Raw genomic sequence first — 22,894 nt, 5'->3', positions numbered from 1 at the left:
ACAAAATTATCCTGTTTTTAAACGCAATTTACTGAAAATTTAACCAATTATTCACAAATATGAATACATAAATCAGCCCAAAGAAAAATTTTCTTTGGGCTGTCTGGTTCGTGGTGTTTAACTGCTCATCCATTGGCCGCCGTTTATGTGGATACATTGGCCAGTCATATATGAGGAATCATCCGATGCCAGCAGGACATAGCTTCCAACATGCTCTACCGGCTGACCTGGACGATCCATCGGTGTATTGGTACCGAACTCTTCCACCTTGTCCTCGGAAAAGGATGAAGGGATCAAAGGTGTCCAGATCGGGCCGGGGGCTACCATGTTCACACGGATCCCCTTGTCTACGAGTACTTGTGCCATGGAACGGGTGAATCCAACGATAGCACCTTTAGTGGCTGTGTAATCGATCAACGTTTTATTTCCGCGGTAGGCATTGATCGATGTTGTATTAATGATGGCGTCGCCTTTGCTCAAATGAGGGACAGCCGCTTTTGTAAAGTGGAAATAGGAATAGAAGTTAGTCTTGAATGTCCTTTCCAATTGTTCTTTTGAAATATCCTCAATACCATCCTGAGGATGCTGCTCAGCTACGTTATTGACAAGTATATTCAGTTTCCCGAATTCATCAATCGTCTGTTGGATGGCATCCTTCGCCACGTCTTCTTCCCCTGCATCCCCGGAAATCAACAGGCAACGGACACCTTCTTGTTCCACACGTTGTTTCGTTTCTTTGGCATCCCCATGCTCTTCCAAATAAACAATGGCAAGGTCAGCACCTTCTTTGGCATAACCGATAGCAACCGCACGGCCGATGCCGCTGTCGCCGCCTGTAATCATAGCGACTTTCCCTTTCAGCTTATCACTACCTTTATAATCATCATCCTCCAAAATTGGAAGAGGATCCATTTCGCCTCTTACACCAGGCTGCCGTTCCTGCTGCTGGGGTGGTTGTCCTTCAGTTTGACGGTCTGTTGGTTTCATGTAGGCTTACCTCCTAAATGTTTGATGAATAGTGGTCATTTACCACATATAGGAAGGATATAAACCTTGTTTTGGCTTTGAGGAAAGTTGTGAATTCGTGTGATAGGTACAAAAAAAGCCTGCAGAGAAAACAGTTGTCTTCTCTGCAGGCTTTACCTGAGTTGTTATGCTTGGCGTGATTGGGCACGCTCATATTTATCGATTTGTTTTCTTTTTTCAACATCCCAGCGGTTTTCTGGATGCTCACGACACTCGTCCGTACATGCAGCGTGTTTTTCAATTTCACATTCTTCACAACATACATATTGCCTGTTGCAGAGCGGATTGCTGCAATTGATCATACGATCTTCTTTTTTACCACAATGTTCACATTCAGCAATTACGGTATCTTCTTCTGTTTGATTGACTGGGACGGCAATGCGTTCATCGAAAACATACATTTTACCATCAAAATAGCGTCCTTTTGTTTCCGGATCTTTACTATAAGTGGTGATACCGCCTTCTAATTGATAGACATCTTCCACCCCATTCTTCTTGAGGATGCCAGTCAGCTTCTCGCAACGGATTCCGCCCGTGCAATAAGTCAGTACTTTTTTGTCTTTCCACTGATCTGCATTTTTTTCTATCCATTCCGGGAATTCTCGGGAAGTGTTCACAGCGGGTTTTATCGCATTACGGAAATGCCCGATCCGGTATTCGTATTCATTGCGTCCGTCGATGACGATGGTGTCATCATCCTGGAGCATTTCATAAAACTCTTTAGGCTTCAAATGCTTGCCGGTAAAGGTTTTCGGATCGACATCATCATCCTCGATACTCCAATTGACTAATTCGGGTTTGGGGCGGACATGCATTTTCCTGAATGCGTGACGTTCCACTTCATCTATTTTAAATGTCATGTCTGCAAAACGTTTGTCTGCTCGTAAATGAGCCATATACTCATCTGTCTGTTCAATTGTTCCAGAGACAGTTCCGTTGATACCTTCAGGTGCGACGATAATCCTGCCTTTCAGCCCCATTTCTTTACAGTAGGCAAGGTGCTGTTCAGCGAATTCCTCAAACTCCGGCAAATCTACGTATTTATAATACAATAATACGCGGTAATCTTTTGTTGTCATTATTTATTCCTCCTGTTTCACATTGCAAGTGTGATAACATTTTTTATACATTAAGAAAGTATGAGTTTTCTAAACCACAATACATCATATCCACTTTTGCCCAGAATTTCAACTGTCATCGACTGTTTGGAAAAAACAGGAGGGAGAGGGCACTTATTTGAAAGTCAGCTCTGGCAGCCACTGGGACATATGCTTACGAATATCGTTATGAATGCTTTTCACATCAGGCATGACCGATTCATCCGCTTTGCTCATCGGCAGCACCCTGAAGTCACGACCTGCAATGTTATTGGCATTCAGTTCATAATCTACAACAGTTGGAATGAAGACAGGATTCTTGATGATGATTTCACGTTTGTCCTGCTTCGGTGCTTTTTCCATCTCCAATTGTAAAATGCCGCCAATCCTCCTGTAGATGTTTTCCTGGGCAGATAGGAAATTTCCCAGTGAGTAAATGACAAGAGCATCGTTTCCGTTTTTACCCTCAAGCCTTTCGATCGGCTGCAGCACATGAGGGTGATGGCCAAGAATGACATCAGCCCCAGCGTCAGCCATCATTTGAGCAGTTTGTTTTTGAGATTGATTCGGGTATCGCTCATATTCATCACCGAAATGAACGTTGACGACAATCGCATCGGATAGCTTCTCAGCCTTTTTGATATCAGCCTCTATGGCTGCTTTGTCAATTAGATTGACCAAATAGGCTTTTCCGTCGGGAACAGGGATGCCATTGGTGCCATAAGTATAACTGAGAAAAGCGACATCGATTCCTGCTTCCGTCTGGACAACTCTGATGTTTTTCTGGTCCTGCTCATTCAGGTAAGCTCCGGTGTAAACCATAGAAATGGCTTTCCAGTGGCTGATGGCGTTCTTAATCCCTTGTTCACCTTGGTCAAGGGTATGGTTGTTGGCTATGGAAACGACATCCACCCCAATATTTTTTAATGCGTCGCCTACCTCATACGGGCTATTGAAGGTTGGGTAGCTTGATAATCCCAATTCCTTGCCGCCGATCATTGTCTCCTGGTTGGCGACAGTGAGAGTAGTTTCCTTAAGGTACTTTTTGACTGGGGTGAATATTGGAGTGAAGTTGTAGCCGGAAGATGTCTTGGCATCCTCAAACACTGGACGGTGAATCAGCAGGTCACCGACAGCAGCTATTGTTATGCTTTTTGGCGGAGGTGTTTCCTTTTCTGTAACTTTACGGTCGGAAGAGGCATGGTCAGCACCTTTTCGAGTGCTTTCTTCCTGCCCCATACATGCTGACAAGAATAATAGAAAGATAAAGCAAAGTGTTTTTTGTTTAGAAGGCATATATCGACACCCTTTTCAAAGAAGTCTATGACTATTTACCTTTTATTATAGTATAAAATACCTTCATTTACTTCCCTGAAAAGAAAAACGTCAGCTTTCCTTCGAAAAAGGAGGAAAGCTGACGTTTGTTGTCATTATTCAAACGGAATGTACGTGCTTGACTGCCCCAGGGTGTCGATGCATGGCAAGAAACATCATAATACCACAAGAGACGAGAAGCGTGCTGGTTACATAAAAAACGGAGGAAAAACCGAAATTCCCAGCCAGCATTCCACCTAGCGCAGGGCCAATTATATTTCCTAAGAAGCGAATGCTGGTATTATATCCGAGTACTTCTCCTTGCATGGAAATCGGTGCTTCCTGACGTATATAAGCCGAGCGTACAGGAATGATCCCTCCAATTGATACTCCAAGTAAAAAGCGAAGCACGACTAATTGCCAGACGTTGGTCACAAACGCACCAGGAAAGTATACGATACCTGCCATCAAAAGGAGGATGATCAGGATTTTTACGTATCCGATCCGATCAGCAAGGCGTCCCCAGCGTCTCGCCATCAGCAGGTTTCCAAGACCGGCAGCGGAAAATGCTATTCCTGAAAAAAAAGCAAGATTTTCGGGACCATGCAGCTCGCCGACATAAAGGGAAAGGATGGGCTGGATACTGAAGTGAGCGATCTGGACAAACAAGGAGACGATCATCACCATCAATAACAAGGGATGCTGGATAATATGACGAATGACTTCCTTGCTGGAATAGCTTGATTTACTTTCCTCTTTATCCTTCACTTTGAATTCTTTGATTCCAAACAAAACAATCACCGCAGAAACTCCAACGGCAATAGATGTCCACTGGAAGGTAGTGGCATAACCGATCGAGTCTGCCAGGAGACCGCCAAGTAATGGCCCCATCAGTGTCCCGGTAATACTCCCTGTCTGAAGGGTTCCCAGCGTCCTTCCGGCAATATTTTTCGGTGTCTGTGTTGCAATCAGAGCCTGGGACATCGGTATGAAACCAGTGAAAACCCCCATAAATAAGCGAAGCAGAAATAATTGCAGGACAGAGGTGACAAAGCTCATAAGAAACACGGAAAATCCCAGCCCAAGGGCGGACATGATCAAGATCTTTTTTCTTCCGTATCTGTCACCAATCTTTCCCCATAAAGGTGCAAAAATGAAGGCAGTCACAAATGTGATTCCGAACACCCAGCCCGACCATTGCTGCACATAGGAATCAGAAAAAGTACCAAGTGTTTCAATATATAAAGATAAAAAAGGCAGAACCATAGTGATGCTGCCAGCTATGAAAAAGTTGGCAAACCACATGATAAATAAGTTTCGTTTCGCAAGTTGTGCTTGGTCAACGATAATGAACCACTTCTTTCGATGAATTTATTTCGATACACTAAATAATTTTGTCATTATAAATATATAACACATTCCCGGCAGGGTGGAAAGGGAAACGCACTTGCAGATGGACATACAGGAAAGAAGGTAGTGGAAGAGCAGGGGAGCGACGCGTTTAATATGAGAATGCTAGTGGTATAACATATACACTATTAAATTATTTGAAAATACAGTAATTTTACGGCTTAATAAAAGATAAAAACAGCAACGCTGTACGATGAGGGAGGCGGGAATTTGGACTATCATTTATATCCGTTAGGAGATCAGGGAGTCTTAATTGAGCTTGGGGAAGATATCAATTTAAAGGTACATGAGCGGGTGAAAAGTGTTTCGGCCCATTTAGAGAAAATGAACTGGGACTGGGTCATCGAATATGTGCCCGCTTTTGCTAGTGTAGCGATTCATTATGATCCGATGAAAGTGATGGAAAAGGAGGGGGATTCTTCTCTGTACGCATATGAGATTGTGTGCGCCTATGTGGAAAAGGAGCTGGAAAAGATCACCCCCAGTCACTCAGAAGCACCGAGAACAGTAGAAATTCCAGTTTGTTATGGCGGGGAATTCGGCCCCGATTTAGCATATGTAGCCGAGTCGAACGATATCAGCGAAGAAAAAGTCATCGATCTCCATGTGGGTGGAGATTATTTAGTTTACATGATTGGTTTTGCTCCTGGTTTTCCTTACATCGGGGGGATGCCTGAAGAAATAGCTACCCCGCGCAGAAAGGAACCGAGACTTCAGATTTCGGCAGGGTCAGTCGGTATCGCCGGAAAACAGACAGGAGTATATCCGATTGAAACACCTGGAGGATGGCAGTTGATCGGTCAGACACCAAAAGCGCTATTCAGACCGGAAAATGAAATTCCCTCCTTGCTGCAAGCCGGGGATAAAATAAATTTCAAGCCAATCACCCGGGAAGAATTCGATGCTTATAAGGAGGAAGAGAAATGATAAAGGTATTGAAGCCTGGCCTCCTGACAAGTATTCAGGATCTTGGCAGGCGGGGATATCAAAAATACGGGGTAATCACCAGCGGTGCTATGGATCCCCTCGCTCATCGGATCGCCAACCTGCTGGTTGGAAATAAGGATAATTCTGCAGCCTTGGAAATTACTTTATCAGGGCCGGTACTTGAATTTCAGGAAGAAGGGCTGATTTCCCTATGTGGTGGAGATTTATCACCAGTCATTGATGGGGAGAGTGTGGAAATGTGGCGTCCAGTTTACGTCAAACCAGGAAGTGAATTAAGGTTTGGCCAGGCCAAACAAGGCTGCCGGCTCTATCTTGCTGTAGCAGGAGGCTTTGATGTGCCGGAGGTTATGGAAAGTAAGTCAACGTATTTACGTGCCGGGATTGGCGGGTTTCACGGAAGGGCTGTGAAGGAAGCAGATGAATTAGTTTTCGGAGAAGCTTCCGAAAGATCTCAAAAAATAATGGAAGAACTGCGCCAGGAGGCAGAAGATAGCAGCTTCGCTTCCATGGACTGGTATATCGCTTCTGAATTCCTTCTCGTTTCCCAGGAGGTACAGCCGGTCCGGGTAATGCCTGGGCGCCAGTTTGACTTGTTCAATCAGGAAAGTAAGGCAGCATTTTTTCAAGAAGATTTTCAAATTGACAGCAAATCCGATCGGATGGGGTATCGTCTGGAAGGGCCAGCTCTGCATGTAGAAAAAAGTGAGGACATGCTTTCAGAGCCGGTATCCTTTGGCACTGTTCAGGTGCCGTCCAATGGAAAGCCCATTATTCTATTGGCGGATAGACAGACGACAGGAGGCTATCCAAAAATTGCCCAGATAGCAACAGTCGACCTGCCGGTAATTGCCCAGATGAAGCCAGGGGAGAAAATGAAATTCGTAGAAATTTCCCATCGGGAAGCGGAAATGCTGCTTCTGGAACGTGAATATAGAATACATCAGTTAATCCAAGGCATCCGCCTGAAATTTCAATAGGAGGTTTGTTCATGACAGTCATAGATGTGAATTGTGATATGGGAGAAAGCTTTGGCACTTATGTGAAGGGAAGAGATGAAGAAATCCTGGATTATATTACTTCTGCTAATATAGCCTGTGGCTATCATGCAGGAGACCAGACGACCATGAGAAAGACAGTGACGATGGCTCTTGAAAAAGGAGTAGGAATAGGCGCTCATCCTGGACTGCCTGACTTGCAAGGCTTTGGAAGAAGGAATATTGATATTTATCCGCAGGATGCATATGATCTTGTCGTTTATCAAATCGGAGCCCTTAATGCTTTTGTAAAAGCAGAAGGAGGAAAGCTGCAGCATGTTAAACCTCATGGAGCCCTATACAATATGGCAGGAAAACAGAAAGATCTGGCAGAAGCAATTGCCGAAGCGGTGTATAAAGTCGATCCGGAATTGATCTTATTTGGACTCGCAGGCAGTGAACTTGTAAGGGCCGGGAAAAAAGCTGGTCTTCGCACCGCAAGTGAGGTGTTTTCCGATCGTACCTATCAGAAGGACGGCTCATTGACCTCGAGAAAGCAGCCGGATGCATTAATTACTGACTATGAGGAGGCTGTTTCTCAGGTTATCCGGATGGCAAAGGAGGGAAAGGTAAAAACACTCCAGCAACAGGACATCAAGATAGATGCTGACACAGTCTGCATTCATGGCGACGGTGAAAATGCATTGGAATTTGCAAGTTACATTTCATCTGCATTAACTGATGCTGGAATAGAAAAGAAGAGAATTGGAGAATTTTTAAAATCAGAATAGGAGTGGTCATCATGGAGGACAAGCAGTCAAGACGGCAGTTGTTGCTAGGGGCCGCCTTCCTGATGGCTACTTCCGCTATTGGGCCGGGATTCCTGACACAGACAACTCATTTCACGGAACAGCTGGCAGCAAGCTTCGGTTTTGTCATTTTAGTTTCTATTATTATTGATATCGGTGCTCAGTTGAATATTTGGCGAATCATAGCTATTTCTGAAAAACCAGCCCAGGATATTGCTAATACACTTCTTCCCGGCTTGGGATTTGTGCTTTCGGCTTTAATTGTTGCCGGTGGACTAGCATTTAATATCGGAAATATAGCCGGCGCTGGTCTTGGAACCAATGTATTATTTGGCGTGTCGCCAAAAATGGGAGCTTTATTAAGTGGCATTGTGGCGATTGGGATTTTTCTCGTCAGAGAAGCTAAAAAAGTGATGGATCGGTTCGCTCAAGTTCTTGGATTTGTCATGATCGGCCTCACTGTCTATGTCATGTTTACTGCACAGCCTCCGGTAGGAGAAGCAGTGGTAAAATCGTTTGCTCCTGATACGATTGATTTTCTAGCGATCGTTACCCTGGTCGGTGGTACAGTAGGCGGCTACATTACATTTGCAGGTGGACACAGACTTCTGGATGCCGGAGTTAAAGGGAAGGAATCACTTGGGTATGTCAATCGTAGTGCTATTTCGGCGATAGGAATTGCATCTATTATGCGTATTTTCCTGTTTCTGGCTGCCCTTGGAGTAGTTGCGCAAGGTATACAGCTAAATCCGGACAATCCTCCTGCTTCTGTCTTCCAGTCGGCAGCCGGTAATATCGGTTATAAGATTTTCGGTGTTGTCATGTGGTCGGCTGCAGTAACTTCTGTTGTGGGAGCTGCTTATACTTCTGTATCGTTCATAAAGACCTTCAGCAAGACAATCGAAACCTATCAGAAGTGGTTCATCGTCGGTTTTATAGCGATCTCCACCTTGGTATTTGTTTCTGTCGGAGAACCTGTAAGTATTTTGATATTAGTAGGTTCCCTGAATGGACTGATCCTCCCTCTTGCACTTGCTGTCATGCTGGTCGCAGCACATAAAGTGAATATTGTAGGCAATTATAAACATCCTGTCTGGATGACCGTATTCGGTGTGATTATTGTCCTGGCAATGGCTTATATGGGCGTCATTTCCATGGTGGAAGGAATTCCTAGATTATTTGATTAATGTATGCTTTTTCTGTTGAAAAGGAGGAGGTTTATGATTGATTCTGTCAATCTCATGCCTTATGAATCTCGTTTTATGATTCGTAATCAAAGCTGGACAGAACCGACTGCAGGCATGTCCCAGGGATATATTCAAGGAAATCTGGTCATTCTCCCAAAAGAAATGGCATTTGAGTTTCTGCTTTTCTGTCAGAGGAATCCAAAGTCTTGCCCGGTTCTAGATGTAACAGAACCTGGTTCACCGGTGCCAAGGATGGCAGCTCCCGAAGCGGATTTGAGGACTGATGTACCTAAATACCGTGTTTTTCGTAATGGAGAGTTAGTCGATGAACGGAAAGATATTATTGACTACTGGAAGGAGGACATGGTCGGCTTTTTGTTAGGCTGCAGTTTTACCTTTGAGAAGGCATTACTTGAAAATGATATTACTCTTCGCCATATCGAAGAAGGGAAGAACGTAGCGATGTATAGGACTGACATTGATTGTGTATCTGCTGGAAGGTTCCAAGGACCGATGGTAGTCAGTATGCGTCCAATCAGAGAAGAGAAGGTCGTAAGGGCAGTACAAGTAACCAGCAGGTTTCCTTCCGTTCATGGAGCGCCGGTGCACATTGGAAACCCTGAAACAATTGGAATCACTAACCTGGAGAAGCCTGATTTTGGAGATAGTGTTTCTGTGAAAGAAGGAGAACTACCCGTATTTTGGGCCTGCGGTGTGACTCCTCAGGCTGTTGCAATGAAGTCGAAGCCAGAACTGATGCTTACTCATGCCCCAGGCCACATGTTCATCACTGATCTGAAAAATGAGAATTACAGCGTCCTTTAAGGAAAAATTGTTTATTAAAAATTGTGTTTTCCAACCTCTCTCAGCGGAAAGAAATTGATAAGGGGAATTATTTTAAGAAATTAGTTGGTAACGCTTGCATTACATGTATATACAAATTATAATAAATTCGTCGCTTGTATATACATGTTAAATTTAGAAGTAATTAATTATAGGAGGTTTTTATTAATGCTAAATAAATTATTTGGAAATAAAAGTAAAGATGTAACCTTAGTGGCGCCTGTTTCAGGAAGCGTAGTCGGACTGGAAGAAGTCCCGGATCCTACTTTTTCAGAAAAAATGATGGGAGAAGGTCTTGCCATCAAACCAACAGAGGGCAAAGCAGTCGCGCCTTTCGATGGAGAAGTTGTTCAATTGTTTCCTACAAAGCATGCTGTAGGTTTGAAAAACAAAGGGGGCGTTGAAGTTCTTGTCCACATTGGATTGGAAACCGTCGGTATGAATGGGGAAGGCTTTGAAGCTCATGTCAAGCAGGGAGATAAAGTGAAAGCAGGGCAGACATTGGTGACTTTTGACCTTGAAAAGATTGAAGAGAAAGCCTCCAGCACTATTACGCCTGTTATTATCACCAACAGTAACGAATTTTCATTGGAATATCATGACAATGCCAGTGTAACAGCAGGCGAAACCGAGTTTATGAAAATAAATCCTAAAGACAAATAATTCTACAGGGGGAAGACACAATGGATTTAAATAAATCGGCCCAGGAGATACTGGAGGCCATTGGCGGTAAGGAAAACGTCAATGCAGCCACCCATTGCGTGACGCGTTTACGCCTAGCGCTGAATGACGAAAGTAAAGTCGATCAGGAAAAGTTGAATAATATTGACGCTGTAAAAGGTTCCTTTTCAACGAATGGACAGTTCCAGATTGTCATCGGGCAAGGAACCGTTGACAAAGTATATGGTGAATTTATCAGTCTCGCAGGTATCGGTGAACAAACTAAAGAGGACGTTAAAGCTGCTTCAGCTGAAAAAATGAATCCGCTTCAAAAAGCTGTCAAAACGCTTGCAGATATATTCATTCCTATTCTGCCTGCGATTGTTACTGCTGGTCTTTTGATGGGTCTGAACAATATCCTGGCCGGAGAAGGCGTGTTTTATGACAAACAATCGTTGATTCAGGTTTATCCGCAGTGGGCAGGTATTGCGAATATGATCAACCTGATTGCTAATACTGCTTTCGTATTTTTACCAGGTTTGCTAGGTTGGTCAGCAGTCAAGAAATTTGGCGGCAGTCCATTATTTGGTATCGTTCTCGGACTCGTACTTGTTCATCCAGATTTATTGAATGCATGGAGTTATGGAAGTGCTAAAGAAGCCGGTGATATTCCGACATGGAATATTTTAGGGCTGACAATTGAAAAAATTGGTTATCAGGGTCAGGTGCTGCCAGTTCTTATCGCTTCATGGGTGCTGGCGAAAATGGAAGTCTGGCTCCGGAAGAAAATACCTGATTCTCTCCAGCTCTTGATCGTTGCCCCTACGACACTGCTTGTCACTGGTTTTCTAACATTCCTATTCATTGGCCCGGCAATGTTTTATGTCGGTAATCTTTTGACGGATGGGTTAGTATCCATATTTGACCAATTTGCGGTTCTTGGCGGTTTGATCTACGGTGGCCTTTATGGTGTCCTGGTCATTACCGGGATGCACCATACGTTCCTGGCTGTCGATATTCAGCTTGTCGGTAATACTGGTACCACATTCTTGTGGCCGATGCTTGCCCTTTCCAATATTGCCCAGGGTTCAGCAGCATTTGCTATGGCTCTGGCAGCTAGAGACGAGAAGTTGAAGGGACTTGGAGGTACTTCAGGGCTCTCCGCTTATCTGGGTATTACGGAGCCGGCGCTGTTTGGTGTTAACTTGAGATTTAAATATCCATTTGTAATTGCAATCTCATCCTCAGCCATTGCTGGTGCATATATAACCTGGGCGGGAGTAACGGCAACTTCCATTGGGATCGGCGGTGTACCTGGCTTCCTATCTATCAGTAATGGAGATTGGTTCAACTTCTTCATTGGAATGGCAATTGTCATTATCGTACCCCTGATCGTCACATATGCCTGGGCAAAAAAGGCGAAGGATTGCTAAGGAACAACTATAATTTTTGGTGGTGTTAAAATGGATCAGGCTTGGTGGAAGAAGGCGGTAGTTTACCAAATTTACCCGAAGAGCTTCAATGATACAACAGGAAATGGTGTCGGTGATATACAAGGCATCATAGAAAAACTTGATTATTTGAAAGAGTTAGGGGTCGATGTACTTTGGCTGACTCCTCCTTATAAGTCTCCACAGCGAGATAACGGTTATGACATCAGTGACTATTATGATATTCACTCAGAATATGGGACGATGGAAGATATGGACAGGCTTCTTTCCGGTGTCCACCAGCGTGGAATGAAATTGATCATGGATATTGTGGTTAACCATACCTCAACGGAACATGAATGGTTCCAGGAAGCCAAAAAATCAAAAGATAATCCTTATCGTGATTACTATATATGGAGAGATGGCAAAGATGGCGGCCCACCGAACAACTGGAAGTCCAAGTTCGGCGGGTCAGCATGGGAATATGATGAGAGCTCCGGCCAATATTACCTTCACTTATTTGATGTGACTCAGGCTGACTTGAACTGGGAAAATGAAGAGGTAAGAAGGAAAGTCTATGAGATGATGCGCTTTTGGGCAGATAAAGGTGTCGACGGTTTCCGTCTGGACGTCATCAACTTAATTTCCAAAAATCAATTGTTCCCGGATGATGACGGCAGTACATTGCCTGGGGATGGACGGAAGTTTTACACCGATGGTCCCCGAGTTCACGAATATTTGCAGGAAATGAACAGGGAAGTTTTTGCTCCTTATGATTTATTGACAGTAGGTGAGATGTCTTCTACGACAATCGAACACTGCATCCTCTATACTAAGCCTGACCGTAAAGAGCTGAGTATGACGTTTAACTTCCATCATTTGAAAGTAGATTATCCGAATGGTGAAAAATGGACAGTTGCTGATTTTGATTTCAAGCAGTTAAAGCAGATTTTATCCATTTGGCAAAAAGAAATGAATGAAGGGCAGGGCTGGAACGCCTTGTTCTGGAATAACCACGACCAGCCCCGAGCGTTGTCCCGATTTGGGGATGATGTAAATTATCCGGATAAATCAGCGAAGATGCTTGCGACAACGATTCACATGATGCAGGGGACCCCTTATATCTATCAAGGGGAAGAATTCGGCATGACGAACCCTTATTTTGACTCTATTGAAAAATATCGGGATGTCGAATCTCTCAACATGTATAAAATTTTAAAAGAACAAGGTTATTCCGATAAGGAGCTTCTTTCTATACTGAAACAGAAGTCCCGTGATAACTCCCGGACACCTGTACAATGGAATGCCGGGGAGCATGCCGGTTTCACGAAGGGTATCCCTTGGATTGATGTAGCGGACAATTATCAGGAAGTCAACGCAGAAAAGGCAGTTGAACAAGAGAATTCCATTTTCCATCATTACCAAAAGCTGATTCAACTCCGGAAGGACTATGACATAATTACCCATGGCGATTATGAGTGGATTCTTAAAGAAGATGAACAGATTTTCGCTTATATTAGGAAATGGAACGGGGAAACCTTGTTAGTAATCAATAATTTCTATGGTAAGAAAACCGAGTGGCGGCTGCCGGATGACCATAATTTTGAAGGCGAGAATATCGACGTTCTTATCAGCAATTATGAAGAGGTACCTGAACAAGTGGGTTCGTTTGAATTGCGTCCATACGAATCGTTGGTATTCCATATCCATTAAACGGAGAGTATAATGGTTTTGGTGATTCTATGAAAAAGAAGTATTTAGACATTTATCAAGAGCTCGTATTGTTAATAAGAGAAGGCAAGCTTCTGGCAGGAGAACGGCTGCCCTCCGAGCATGAACTTTGCAGCCGTTATGGCACTTCCCGGGAGACAATTCGAAAAGCTCTGAACCTGCTTTCACAAAATGGTTACATCCAGAAGGTAAGAGGTAAAGGTTCTATCGTGTTAGACCGAAACAAAATTGAGTTTCCTGTTTCCGGCCTGACCAGTTTCAAAGAATTGGCAGAGGAATCTGGTCAACAAACCAACACCAGGGTAGTAGAGTTATATCAGATAGAGCCGAATCAAAAGGTTATGGAATTGCTGCAATGCCCGAAGGATTCCTACGTTTGGAAAATCGTACGGACACGTGAAATGGACGGAGAAAAAGTCATTCTCGATAAAGACTATATTCGTGGAGATATTGTGGAGAGACTGACGAAAACGATCTGTGAAGATTCTATTTATTCATTTATAGAGGATGATCTGGGTCTTGCGATTAGTTTCGCCAAAAAGGAAATCGTCGTCGAACCTGTAACGGAAGAAGATGAGACTCACATAGACGTGGAGACACACGATCAGGTTGTCGTCATTCGAAGTTTCGTCTACTTGGAGGATACGACTTTATTTCAATATACAGAGTCCAGGCATCGGCCGGACAAGTTCCGGTTCGTCGATTTTGCCAGACGCAGTAAAGGAGAAAGGTTCCTGTGAAAATGGGGACCTTTTTTCTGTGAAAAAAACATTTGGCTGGAACGTATAAAACTTTTTCACTTGTAGCAGACCCGCTGTAATTTTCAATTTAAATAACGGAATGGTAAGCTGAAGGGACAAACTATGGAAAGGGTAGATGAGTAAACATGATGCAAATTGCCGTAACACAAAAAATGGCAAAGGAACTCAGGAAAGAAATTCAACCAGCTGATGCAGTCGATATCCCTGATATCTATCGCTGGCATATGAACGTCTTTACCTTTCGACGGAGGAAAAGTGTATTATTGCTAAACGATGCGACCGGTCTTAATATGATACTCCTCGGATTAAAAAGGGAGCAATTCGATAATATCGATCAGGTGATAATGGGCTCCCTCAGGGAATTGCTAAGGGTACTGGAAATCGATCAGGATATCATTGAGGATATGATGCAAGCGGGAAAAGAAATCGTCTACACAAAGACGCATAACCGTACAGCAATTGGAAGGATGGTAGAGCTTAAAAAGGTGTGTGATATCTTCTATGAGGATGAAACCTTTGAACAAATTGATGCTGTCCAACTCAACATCCGAAATAATGAACAGATTTTTCTTAATTTAAAGCATTCCTATCCTTTGGAGGCTTTTAAAAAATATTTTGAAGAGAACAAATGAGGACCACATTTATTAATTCGAACCTTTTAAAGCCATCCGTAACTTATGGATGGCATTTTTTATGGCATTGCTGGTTTTTTACGAATAATGCCATTTCTTTACGGGTAAATGATTGGTATGACGCTATCTGCGCATAAGTTTTTGAAAAGGAGGAAGTCTGATGGGGTTGAATGTGACACAGAAATTGATTAAAGACCATTTACTTGAAGGAGAAATGAAACCGGGAAGTGAAATCGGCCTGAAAATTGATCAGACATTGACACAGGATGCGACTGGGACAATGGTGATGTTGGAGCTGGAGGCTATGGGTGTAGACCGTGCTAAAACAGAAGCTTCTGCCCAGTATGTTGACCATAATTTGATTCAGGAAGATAGTAAGAACCCTGATGATCACTTGTTCCTGCAAAGTGCAGCCAAACGGTTTGGATTGTATTACAGTAGACCGGGTAATGGAGTAAGTCATCCCGTCCATATGCAGCGGCTGGCAAGACCAGGCAAAACCCTGCTTGGTTCTGATAGTCACACATGTGCCAATGGGTGTATGGGAATGCTTGCAATGGGAGCCGGAGGAATAGATGTAGCGATGGCCATTGCAGGAGAGCCATTTTATGTAAAAATGCCGAAAGTATGGGGCGTGAAGGTTACTGGAAAATTGCCTAACTGGGTCAGCGCCAAAGATGTCATTTTGGAAATGCTGCGCAGGCATGGTGTAAAAGCAGCGGCTAACCATGTATTTGAATACTATGGCCCGGGGATAGAAAATCTCAGCGCCATGGACCGTCATGTCATCGCCAACATGGGTGCAGAATTAGGTGCTACAGGGACCGTATTTCCTTCAGATGAAGAAACGAAGCGTTTTATGAGACAGGAGCAAAGAGAAGACGAATGGATAGAATTAACGGCTGATAAAGATGCAACTTACGATATTGAAGAGGAGATTGATCTGTCCAAGCTCGAGCCAATGATAGCAAAACCGACAAGCCCGGGAAACGTTGTCAAAGTAAGTGAAGTGGAAGGGGAACCTATTTATCAGGCTTATGTTGGCTCCTCTGCGAACCCGGGGTATAGAGATTTTGCAATCGCATCCAAAATAGTTGAAGGCAGGAAAGTTAATGAGAACGTCTCTTTTGATATTAATCCTACGTCCCGCCAGATGCTGTTAGACTTATCAAAAGAAGGACATATTGCAAACTTTATCCAGGCAGGGGGCCGCTTGCATCAGGCAGGCTGTAACGGCTGCATCGGAATGGGACAGGCGCCTGCTACCGGGAGAAATAGTCTCCGTACAACACCTAGGAATTTTCCAGGAAGATCGGGGACGAAAGAGGACAGGGTCTTTCTTGTCAGTCCTGAAACAGCTGCAGCCTCCGCATTGACCGGGGAGATTACAGACCCGAGGTCACTGGACTTTGATTATCCGAAAGTGGATGAACCAAAAAAGCCTACGGTTGATTTAGATCTTCTTCAAACGCCTGTATCGCATGACGAGGCGCAACAAGTGGAATTAGTTAAAGGTCCGAATATTGCTTCCATTCCTAAAATGGAAGAGTTACCTAACGATATGGAGCTTCCAATTCTCCTGAAAATGGGTAATGATATCTCCACTGACGAAATTTTGGCAGGAGGAGCCCGTGTCCTCCCTTACCGAAGCAATCTTCCTGAAATCAGTAAGTTTTCCTTTGAGATTGTAGATGAAACCTATTATGATCGTGCAATGGATATTCGGGCCCAAGGAGGTCATGCAATTGTCGGCGGGCAAAATTATGGTCAGGGATCGAGTCGGGAACATGCCGCTCTCGCTCCGCGATACCTTGGTCTTCGCGTAGCTATTGTACAGGATTTTGCCAGAATACATTGGCAGAACCTTGCCAATTTTGGAGTGCTGCCGTTAACATTTGTCAACGAAGAGGATTGGGAAGAGTTAGAACAAGGGGATGTCCTGCAGTTCAATGAGTTACGTGAAAAGCTGGCGAAGTCGAACCAATTTGAAGTTACGGTAAAAGATAAAGGTAAGAATATTAAGGTGGAACATGCTCTATCTCCACGACAATTGGAATTCATCCTTATGGGTGGTCTTATTAACTGGGTCAAAGATCGTTTGGAAAAATAAAAACCTTTTTCATTAAATTGCATTCTATAAGGGACTCCGAAAGAGAAATGGTTGTTCAAGCTGGGCACATCTTTCGGGCCCTTTTTATCTTGCTGTATCAGATGCAATTTTTATTTGTCTTCGATCCATTTCTTTCTCCAATAAGTCGAGGAATGCCTCATCAACATCCAGTTCTTTGGCTGCAAGATAGGCTTGGAGCAACATTTCAGATGATAAACTTTCCATGCTTTGCTATCGCTCCTTCCAAAGGTCAGGGTAGCAGGGATAAAGTTGAAGCCACCCCTATTACGTTACCATGATTATCCAGAATGGGCTGGGCGAAAATATCGTACGTTACTAATCCATCCGAAAGTGGAAATTGAATTTGTCTGCGCATTGGTTTGTTTTCTTTGATCGTTTGTTCCTTTAATTTCATGAGAGCAACGGTACCATCGTTATTGGCCAGTTCATCATCCCTTTTCCCCATAATAAATCCAGGATCAAAGTCCTTATGCGGGTTGAAAATCCATGTGTATCGTAAATCCAACCCATTGTGAGCCACGATGATGGGAGAATTAGCTATTGCCACCTGGAACGGATCGCTGATATGTTCCATGAAAAAAGTAGAAGGATTAATGTTGAAAAATGCGGCAATCTGTTTTGCCACATAAATGCTTGGGTTTCTTGTTCCATTTTCTATTTGGGCATAATAAGCACGGTCAATATGGACGTTGGACGCCACCTCCTGCTGGGTATAGGATTTTTCTTTTCTTAATTTAATCAGCCATCTTCTCATAGTTGTTCCCACCTGTAGTTACTTCAGTTAGTAATTTATAATTCGCCATTACCATAGAATATCCTTGTGGCAAATTGCAACACCGGTGAAAAAGTTCTATTTTATTAGGGATATATTACCATTTGTGAAACCTGTTTCAATTGCCATATTCTGATTTCTAGGCATGTCTTTAAATTATTGGTAAGATAAGTGTCATAGCTTTCTGTGGTAGAGGAGTAATGGATAATGTATTGGGATTTATTGAATATAATCGCAGTTGCAGCCTTTGCTTTCAGCGGGGCTATTGTGGCACTAACGGAACGTTATGACATTTTTGGCACCTTCATGCTTGGGATTGCCACTCCATTTGCGGGAGGTATCATAAGGAATATCACCCTTGATGTTCCTGTTGTGCATGTCTGGGAGCAAGGGTATCTATTCTATATTGCCATTATAACGATTGCAATCGTATATTTTTTTCCGAAAAACTGGGTTATGCTCTGGGATAAGTGGAATGTATATTTAGATGCGATAGGGCTTTCTGCCTTTGCCATTCAAGGGGCGGCATTTGCCTTATCAGCTGGATTTCCTTTGGGAGGTGTCATTTTCGCGGCTATTTTGACGGGAGTAGGAGGCGGTATGACGAGGGATGTACTTGCGCAGCGAAAACCAATGGTTCTTCACCAGGAAATATATGCTGTTTGGGCTTTATTTGCAGGTTTCGTGATTGGAATGGACTGGGTAGATGTAAACCAGGTCTGGCAAATGTATCTTTTATTCTTTCTTGTCATTGCACTAAGGGTATTTTCCTATCATTCCGGGTGGCATCTCAGATTTCGGGACCTTTATAGAATATAATAAACCCGCCCCTTTTCAAAGAGGCGGGCAGCTGCATTAATAACCATGCGGGCTTGGTCAACCAGACGAATTTCAGCACGCTTTACTGATAGATCAACTGGTTAGTCTGCAATACTTACCAACCATGTATTTAATATTTAAACAGGTCCCCAGACAGGTATCGCTCACCAGTATCAGGCGCAATTGCGATGATAATTTCTTCTTTTGTTTTCCGTTCAGCAACTTTCATAGCTGCATAGCAAGCGGCACCTGCTGAAGTCCCCACCAGTATACCTTCTTCCCTTGCAAGCCGCCGTGTGGTGTCATAAGCATCTTCATCACTGATTTGAAAAATTTCATCATAGACGTTCTGGTTCAGAATATCCGGGATGAAGCCAGGACTGGTGCCAACCAGTTTGTGTTTGCCTGGCTTTCCACCTGATAAAACAGGTGAGCCTTTTGGTTCAGCAACGTGAATAGTCAAATCCTTGAAATGTTTCTTGAGTTCTTCTCCTGTTCCGGTGACTGTCCCGCCCGTTCCAGCAGTGGAAACGAAAGCAGCAAACGGACGGCCGATATTTTCGACGGCTTCGATGATTTCTCTGGCAGTTGTGTCCCGGTGGGCATCGGCATTTGCGGGATTTTCAAACTGCATGGGCATAAAACCCCCTGGAGTTTCTTTTACTAATTGCTTTGCTTTTTCAATTGCTCCAGGCATTTTTTCATCCCCCGGAGTCAAATAGATTTCTGCACCATATGCTTTTAGCAGGTTGATTCGCTCCTGTGTCATCGTATCAGGCATTACTAATATGGAGCGATAACCACGAGCTGCCGCACTCATGGCAAGCCCTATTCCTGTATTACCGCTTGTCGGCTCAATAATTACAGAACCTTCTTTCAAATGTCCGTCCATTTCTGCCTGGAGAATCATATTGTAAGCGGCTCGGTCTTTGACGCTTCCGCTTGGATTAAACATTTCCAGTTTCATATAAATATCTGCACCATTTTCCGGAGAAAGCTTATTCAGTTTTACTAATGGTGTATCTCCGATCAGTTCAGCGATATTATTTACAACACGCATATCAGGCCACATCCTTCTTTGATTTCATTCATGCCTACATTTTAACATAGGAAAGAAAATCATTCCTATTAGAGAACTGGGGTTTAAATAGCTCAACAAAAAAAGGACACAAAAGTGTCCTTCTAGTATTGTGTCTACTTACATAATATAGTAAAATAATTAACGTCTATCGGTCATGTCTGATTTATTTAATATTTACCCACATTAAATTTTACATGATTACGAAAGGGATGTCAATAGAGGAATTTTAGAAACTGGGGGCGGTTCTAGTGGAAGATAATGAAAAATCACTTGAATGGAGTAAGGAACAGCGGCGGGTGGACAGTATTGTTGACTTGATTGAAGAAAAAAAACTATTGTTAGAAAAAAGTACAGGACATTTGAAGGAAGACATCATCGAATTGCGCAAAAATTTCTGGGATGATGTTACGGTAAACATTGATGAGCCTGATGAAGTGATTGAAACGTATGCAAGTATCAAGCAGCAGGCTGAATTACTTTCTGAACGAGAAAGAAGCCACGGTCAGTTTCATAAAACCGTCAAGCTTTATAAACGCCTCAAGGATTCGCCTTATTTTGGCAGGATTGATTTCTCAGAAGAAACAAACAGTAAGGAATCTGTCTATCTGGGAATAGGCTCTCTTATGGACAGGGAAGATGAAGATTTCCTGATTTATGACTGGCGAGCTCCGATTGCAAGTATGTATTATGACTATTCACCGGGACCTGCCCAATACGAAACGCCAGAAGGCATAATCGACGGGGAAATGGAACTGAAAAGACAGTACCTAATCAAAAATGGAGTAATAAATGGTATGTTCGATACTGGTGTAACCATTGGCGATGAACTGCTGCAACAGGTACTTGGCGGAAATGCTGATAACCAGATGAAGAGCATTGTTGCCACTATCCAAAAAGAACAGAACCAGATTATCCGCTATGAGAAAAAGAACATGCTGGTTGTACAGGGAGTGGCGGGAAGTGGCAAAACTTCAGCTGCCATGCAGCGAATCGCTTACCTTTTATATCGTTACAGGGAAACAATCGATGCAGATCAAATCCTTCTTTTTTCGCCGAATCAAATGTTTATCAGTTATGTGGCATCCGTCCTTCCGGAATTAGGGGAAGAGAATATGCGGCAAACGACCTTTCACGAGTATGCCTCCCATCGTCTCGATGAAGAATATGATCTCGAAACCTCATTTGAACAATTAGAAGGCCTGCTCACTGCACAAATAGGTTATCAAGAAAGACTGTCTGGAATCACTTTTAAATCAAGTCTTGATTTTAAACAGATCATTGATGATTATGTCCGGCACCTGTCACGGGAGGGTATGGTCTTCAGGAATATCAGATTCCGGAAGAAAACGATTGTTAAAGCGGCTGAAATCAGAGACTATTTTTACAGTTTAAGCGAAGATATCAGCATCCCTAACCGAATGGAAAAGGTTATGGAATGGCTTCTCGCAACAATCGACAAGGTGGAAAAGCAGGAAAGAAAAAAAGATTGGCCAATGGAAAAAGCGGCCTATCTTGACAAAAAAGTTTATTTAGATGCGTATAACAAACTCGAAAAGGAACAACGGTTCAATGATGAGACATTTGATGACTATGAGCGGGAAGAGAAATTGCTGACTAAACTTGTTGTGAAGAAAAGTTTGAAACCACTGCGGCAGAAAATCAAAAAAATGAATTTCATCTTTATGAGGAAGCTCTATCAGCAATTGGTAGAAAGAATAGATGCTCCAGATGGAATAAGTCGTGAAATGTGGCACAAGGTCCAGAAAGAAACAGAAGTCAGGCTTAAACAACTGGAACTTCGGCATGAGGATATTACCCCTTATCTCTATTTGCAGGATCAATTAGAAGGACGTAAAGCGAATACAGTCATTCGGCATGTTTTTATTGATGAAGCACAAGACTACTCTCCCTTTCAATTTGCATTGATAAAGAGTCTATTCCCGTATGCTCGTTTTACCTTATTAGGTGATTATAACCAGGCCATCCATTCTCATGGCAGCCACACTTCTGTTTTGACAGAAGAAACGCATTTTGGCAAACACGTCGAACGTATGACTTTGATGCGGAGTTACCGTTCCACACGCCCGATTGTAGAATTCACTAAATGGCTGATTCCAGATGGAGAAAGGATTGAAGCCTTCAATAGGGAAGGACGGAAACCACGCATCCACTACGCGGCAGATGAACATGAGCGGATGAAGACAATCGAGAGTGTAATTTCACAACGTCAGATGGAAGGCCATCAGACAATAGCTGTTTTGGGAAGGTCAAAAAAAGAATGCCATAGCCTTTATGAAAAGTTATCGGAAAGCCGATCGGCCAGGTTTATCCATAATGAGTCACAGAACTTTGAAAAAGGCTTGCTTATCTTACCTGTTTATCTGGCGAAGGGAGTAGAGTTTGACGCAGTAATTTTACCGGAAGCCTCCTATGAAACATATGACAAAGAAGAGGAGCGCAAATTATTCTATACAGCCTGCACGCGGGCTATGCATGAATTGGATATTGTTTATATGAATGAAAAGAGTAGATTCCTGCAGGGAGTCCCTTCAGAATATTATCGTGAATGATCAAATCAGCCAGGCACTTCGAGGTGCCTGGCCGATTTGAATTTATTCAAAGTTTCTTTTAGCAAGCTGTTTTGCGAATTTGAAAGTATCATTAGGTACAGAGATTTTAAATGCCAGATGGTTTGTCTTTAAATTGAAACGATCGACGGCCACATTAAAATTACTGGCAGGTTCCATCTCAGTTACAGCTACATAGATGCTCTCTTCGTTAGGATTCACGATAACCCATTCTGGCAGGTTGTAGCTTTTCTTCACATATTCCAGCACTTTTTTATTAGGGAGTGGCAGCTTCCCTAAGGAAATGCCTTCTTGCTCCAAGATAATATCTCCGTTTTTCTGGACTTCCGGGTGAAAAGAAACTGTCAATGGAATGGTCTGATCAAATGCTTTGATATTGCCTTTCAGCTCCACACTTCTATCCAGTGAAATAGAATAATCAAAAGCGCTTTGCTGTGATAATTGATCCAGGTACTCGTTCGCTAATTGTTCCAGGTTCTCTTTTGTGGAAACGATCGTGAACTCTGCTTCTTCTGTTTCCTCTTTTCCTTCTACGTTAACCAGCGTGTAAGAAGTAGGGAGAAAGACAAGAGCCAGTATCCAAAGGACAATGCCAATATTGAGGGCTGCAAGAATCAGGAATAATACTTTCCATTTATTTTTGATTTCCAATGCTTTCATAGCACTCCACCTGTTGGAATT

General features: G+C 43.1%; 21 protein-coding genes. 13 read left to right on the top strand and 8 right to left on the bottom strand.

Annotated features, from left to right (window positions below; translation table 11 throughout):
• Positions 1-117: 117 nt before the first annotated feature.
• From JOC33_RS04180 to JOC33_RS04165, 4 genes are all read right to left on the bottom strand, one after another.
• A complete protein-coding gene (locus tag JOC33_RS04180; protein ID WP_205091147.1) occupies positions 118-987 on the bottom strand; it encodes an SDR family oxidoreductase in 870 nt (289 codons plus the stop codon).
• A 164-nt stretch (positions 988-1,151) separates the two neighbouring features.
• On the bottom strand, positions 1,152-2,105 hold the full coding sequence (gene trhO, locus JOC33_RS04175; RefSeq protein ID WP_205091145.1) for an oxygen-dependent tRNA uridine(34) hydroxylase TrhO: 954 nt from the start codon (positions 2,103-2,105) through the stop codon (positions 1,152-1,154).
• 153 nt (positions 2,106-2,258) lie between these two features.
• On the bottom strand, positions 2,259-3,419 hold the full coding sequence (locus JOC33_RS04170) for a CapA family protein (RefSeq protein WP_205091144.1): 1,161 nt from the start codon (positions 3,417-3,419) through the stop codon (positions 2,259-2,261).
• Between the two features lie 138 nt (positions 3,420-3,557).
• Positions 3,558-4,742 carry an MFS transporter gene (locus JOC33_RS04165; protein ID WP_205091143.1) on the bottom strand — a complete coding sequence of 395 codons (1,185 nt, stop codon included), beginning with the start codon at positions 4,740-4,742 and terminating at the stop codon, positions 3,558-3,560.
• Between the two features lie 315 nt (positions 4,743-5,057).
• Between JOC33_RS04165 and pxpB the strand changes: the two genes are divergently transcribed.
• The 11 genes from pxpB (at position 5,058) to JOC33_RS04110 (ending at position 16,932) form a co-directional block, all read left to right on the top strand.
• Positions 5,058-5,774, top strand: a complete 717-nt coding sequence (gene pxpB / locus JOC33_RS04160; protein WP_205091142.1) for a 5-oxoprolinase subunit PxpB — start codon at positions 5,058-5,060, stop codon at positions 5,772-5,774.
• Positions 5,771-6,772 carry a 5-oxoprolinase subunit C family protein gene (locus tag JOC33_RS04155; protein ID WP_205091141.1) on the top strand — a complete coding sequence of 334 codons (1,002 nt, stop codon included), beginning with the start codon at positions 5,771-5,773 and terminating at the stop codon, positions 6,770-6,772. The genes pxpB and JOC33_RS04155 overlap by 4 nt, the downstream gene beginning before the upstream one ends.
• Positions 6,773-6,783: 11 nt before the next feature.
• The gene (locus JOC33_RS04150; RefSeq protein WP_205091140.1) at positions 6,784-7,560 is read left to right on the top strand and encodes a LamB/YcsF family protein; all 777 of its coding nucleotides are present in this window, start codon (positions 6,784-6,786) and stop codon (positions 7,558-7,560) included.
• Between the two features lie 11 nt (positions 7,561-7,571).
• A complete protein-coding gene (locus JOC33_RS04145; RefSeq protein WP_205091139.1) occupies positions 7,572-8,765 on the top strand; it encodes an NRAMP family divalent metal transporter in 1,194 nt (397 codons plus the stop codon).
• A gap of 33 nt (positions 8,766-8,798) precedes the next feature.
• Positions 8,799-9,590 carry a putative hydro-lyase gene (locus JOC33_RS04140; protein WP_205091138.1) on the top strand — a complete coding sequence of 264 codons (792 nt, stop codon included), beginning with the start codon at positions 8,799-8,801 and terminating at the stop codon, positions 9,588-9,590.
• 186 nt (positions 9,591-9,776) lie between these two features.
• Positions 9,777-10,271, top strand: a complete 495-nt coding sequence (locus JOC33_RS04135; RefSeq protein WP_205091136.1) for a PTS sugar transporter subunit IIA — start codon at positions 9,777-9,779, stop codon at positions 10,269-10,271.
• A 20-nt stretch (positions 10,272-10,291) separates the two neighbouring features.
• The gene (treP, locus tag JOC33_RS04130) at positions 10,292-11,701 is read left to right on the top strand and encodes a PTS system trehalose-specific EIIBC component (protein ID WP_205091134.1); all 1,410 of its coding nucleotides are present in this window, start codon (positions 10,292-10,294) and stop codon (positions 11,699-11,701) included.
• 30 nt (positions 11,702-11,731) lie between these two features.
• The gene (gene treC / locus JOC33_RS04125) at positions 11,732-13,411 is read left to right on the top strand and encodes an alpha,alpha-phosphotrehalase (RefSeq protein ID WP_205091132.1); all 1,680 of its coding nucleotides are present in this window, start codon (positions 11,732-11,734) and stop codon (positions 13,409-13,411) included.
• Between the two features lie 29 nt (positions 13,412-13,440).
• On the top strand, positions 13,441-14,169 hold the full coding sequence (gene treR / locus JOC33_RS04120; protein ID WP_205091130.1) for a trehalose operon repressor: 729 nt from the start codon (positions 13,441-13,443) through the stop codon (positions 14,167-14,169).
• Between the two features lie 146 nt (positions 14,170-14,315).
• On the top strand, positions 14,316-14,822 hold the full coding sequence (locus JOC33_RS04115; protein WP_205091128.1) for a DUF6933 domain-containing protein: 507 nt from the start codon (positions 14,316-14,318) through the stop codon (positions 14,820-14,822).
• A gap of 160 nt (positions 14,823-14,982) precedes the next feature.
• Positions 14,983-16,932 (top strand): aconitate hydratase, encoded by a 1,950-nt coding sequence (locus JOC33_RS04110; protein ID WP_205091126.1) that lies wholly within the window; start codon positions 14,983-14,985, stop codon positions 16,930-16,932.
• Positions 16,933-17,016: 84 nt separating this feature from the next.
• Here JOC33_RS04110 and sda read toward each other — a convergent pair whose 3' ends face one another.
• The gene (gene sda / locus JOC33_RS04105; RefSeq protein ID WP_205091124.1) at positions 17,017-17,157 is read right to left on the bottom strand and encodes a sporulation histidine kinase inhibitor Sda; all 141 of its coding nucleotides are present in this window, start codon (positions 17,155-17,157) and stop codon (positions 17,017-17,019) included.
• A gap of 25 nt (positions 17,158-17,182) precedes the next feature.
• The gene (locus JOC33_RS04100; RefSeq protein WP_205091122.1) at positions 17,183-17,707 is read right to left on the bottom strand and encodes a helix-turn-helix domain-containing protein; all 525 of its coding nucleotides are present in this window, start codon (positions 17,705-17,707) and stop codon (positions 17,183-17,185) included.
• Positions 17,708-17,932: 225 nt separating this feature from the next.
• Here JOC33_RS04100 and JOC33_RS04095 point away from each other — a divergent pair, with 225 nt between their 5' ends.
• Positions 17,933-18,544 carry a trimeric intracellular cation channel family protein gene (locus JOC33_RS04095; protein ID WP_205091120.1) on the top strand — a complete coding sequence of 204 codons (612 nt, stop codon included), beginning with the start codon at positions 17,933-17,935 and terminating at the stop codon, positions 18,542-18,544.
• 130 nt (positions 18,545-18,674) lie between these two features.
• On the opposite strand, the gene cysK is transcribed toward JOC33_RS04095, so the two are convergent.
• Complete coding sequence (cysK, locus tag JOC33_RS04090; RefSeq protein WP_205091119.1) at positions 18,675-19,604, bottom strand: cysteine synthase A; 930 nt, start codon at positions 19,602-19,604, stop codon at positions 18,675-18,677.
• Between the two features lie 269 nt (positions 19,605-19,873).
• Here cysK and helD point away from each other — a divergent pair, with 269 nt between their 5' ends.
• Positions 19,874-22,195, top strand: coding sequence for an RNA polymerase recycling motor HelD (gene helD, locus JOC33_RS04085; RefSeq protein WP_205091118.1), 2,322 nt, complete (start codon positions 19,874-19,876; stop codon positions 22,193-22,195).
• A 42-nt stretch (positions 22,196-22,237) separates the two neighbouring features.
• Here the strand turns inward: helD and JOC33_RS04080 are convergent, their stop codons facing one another.
• Complete coding sequence (locus tag JOC33_RS04080; protein ID WP_205091117.1) at positions 22,238-22,873, bottom strand: YpmS family protein; 636 nt, start codon at positions 22,871-22,873, stop codon at positions 22,238-22,240.
• Positions 22,874-22,894 lie beyond the last annotated feature (21 nt).

Source organism: Thalassobacillus pellis (genome assembly GCF_016908295.1).
Taxonomy (GTDB): domain Bacteria; phylum Bacillota; class Bacilli; order Bacillales; family Halobacillaceae; genus Thalassobacillus; species Thalassobacillus pellis.
This window is presented reverse-complemented; position numbering and strand designations above follow the sequence as displayed.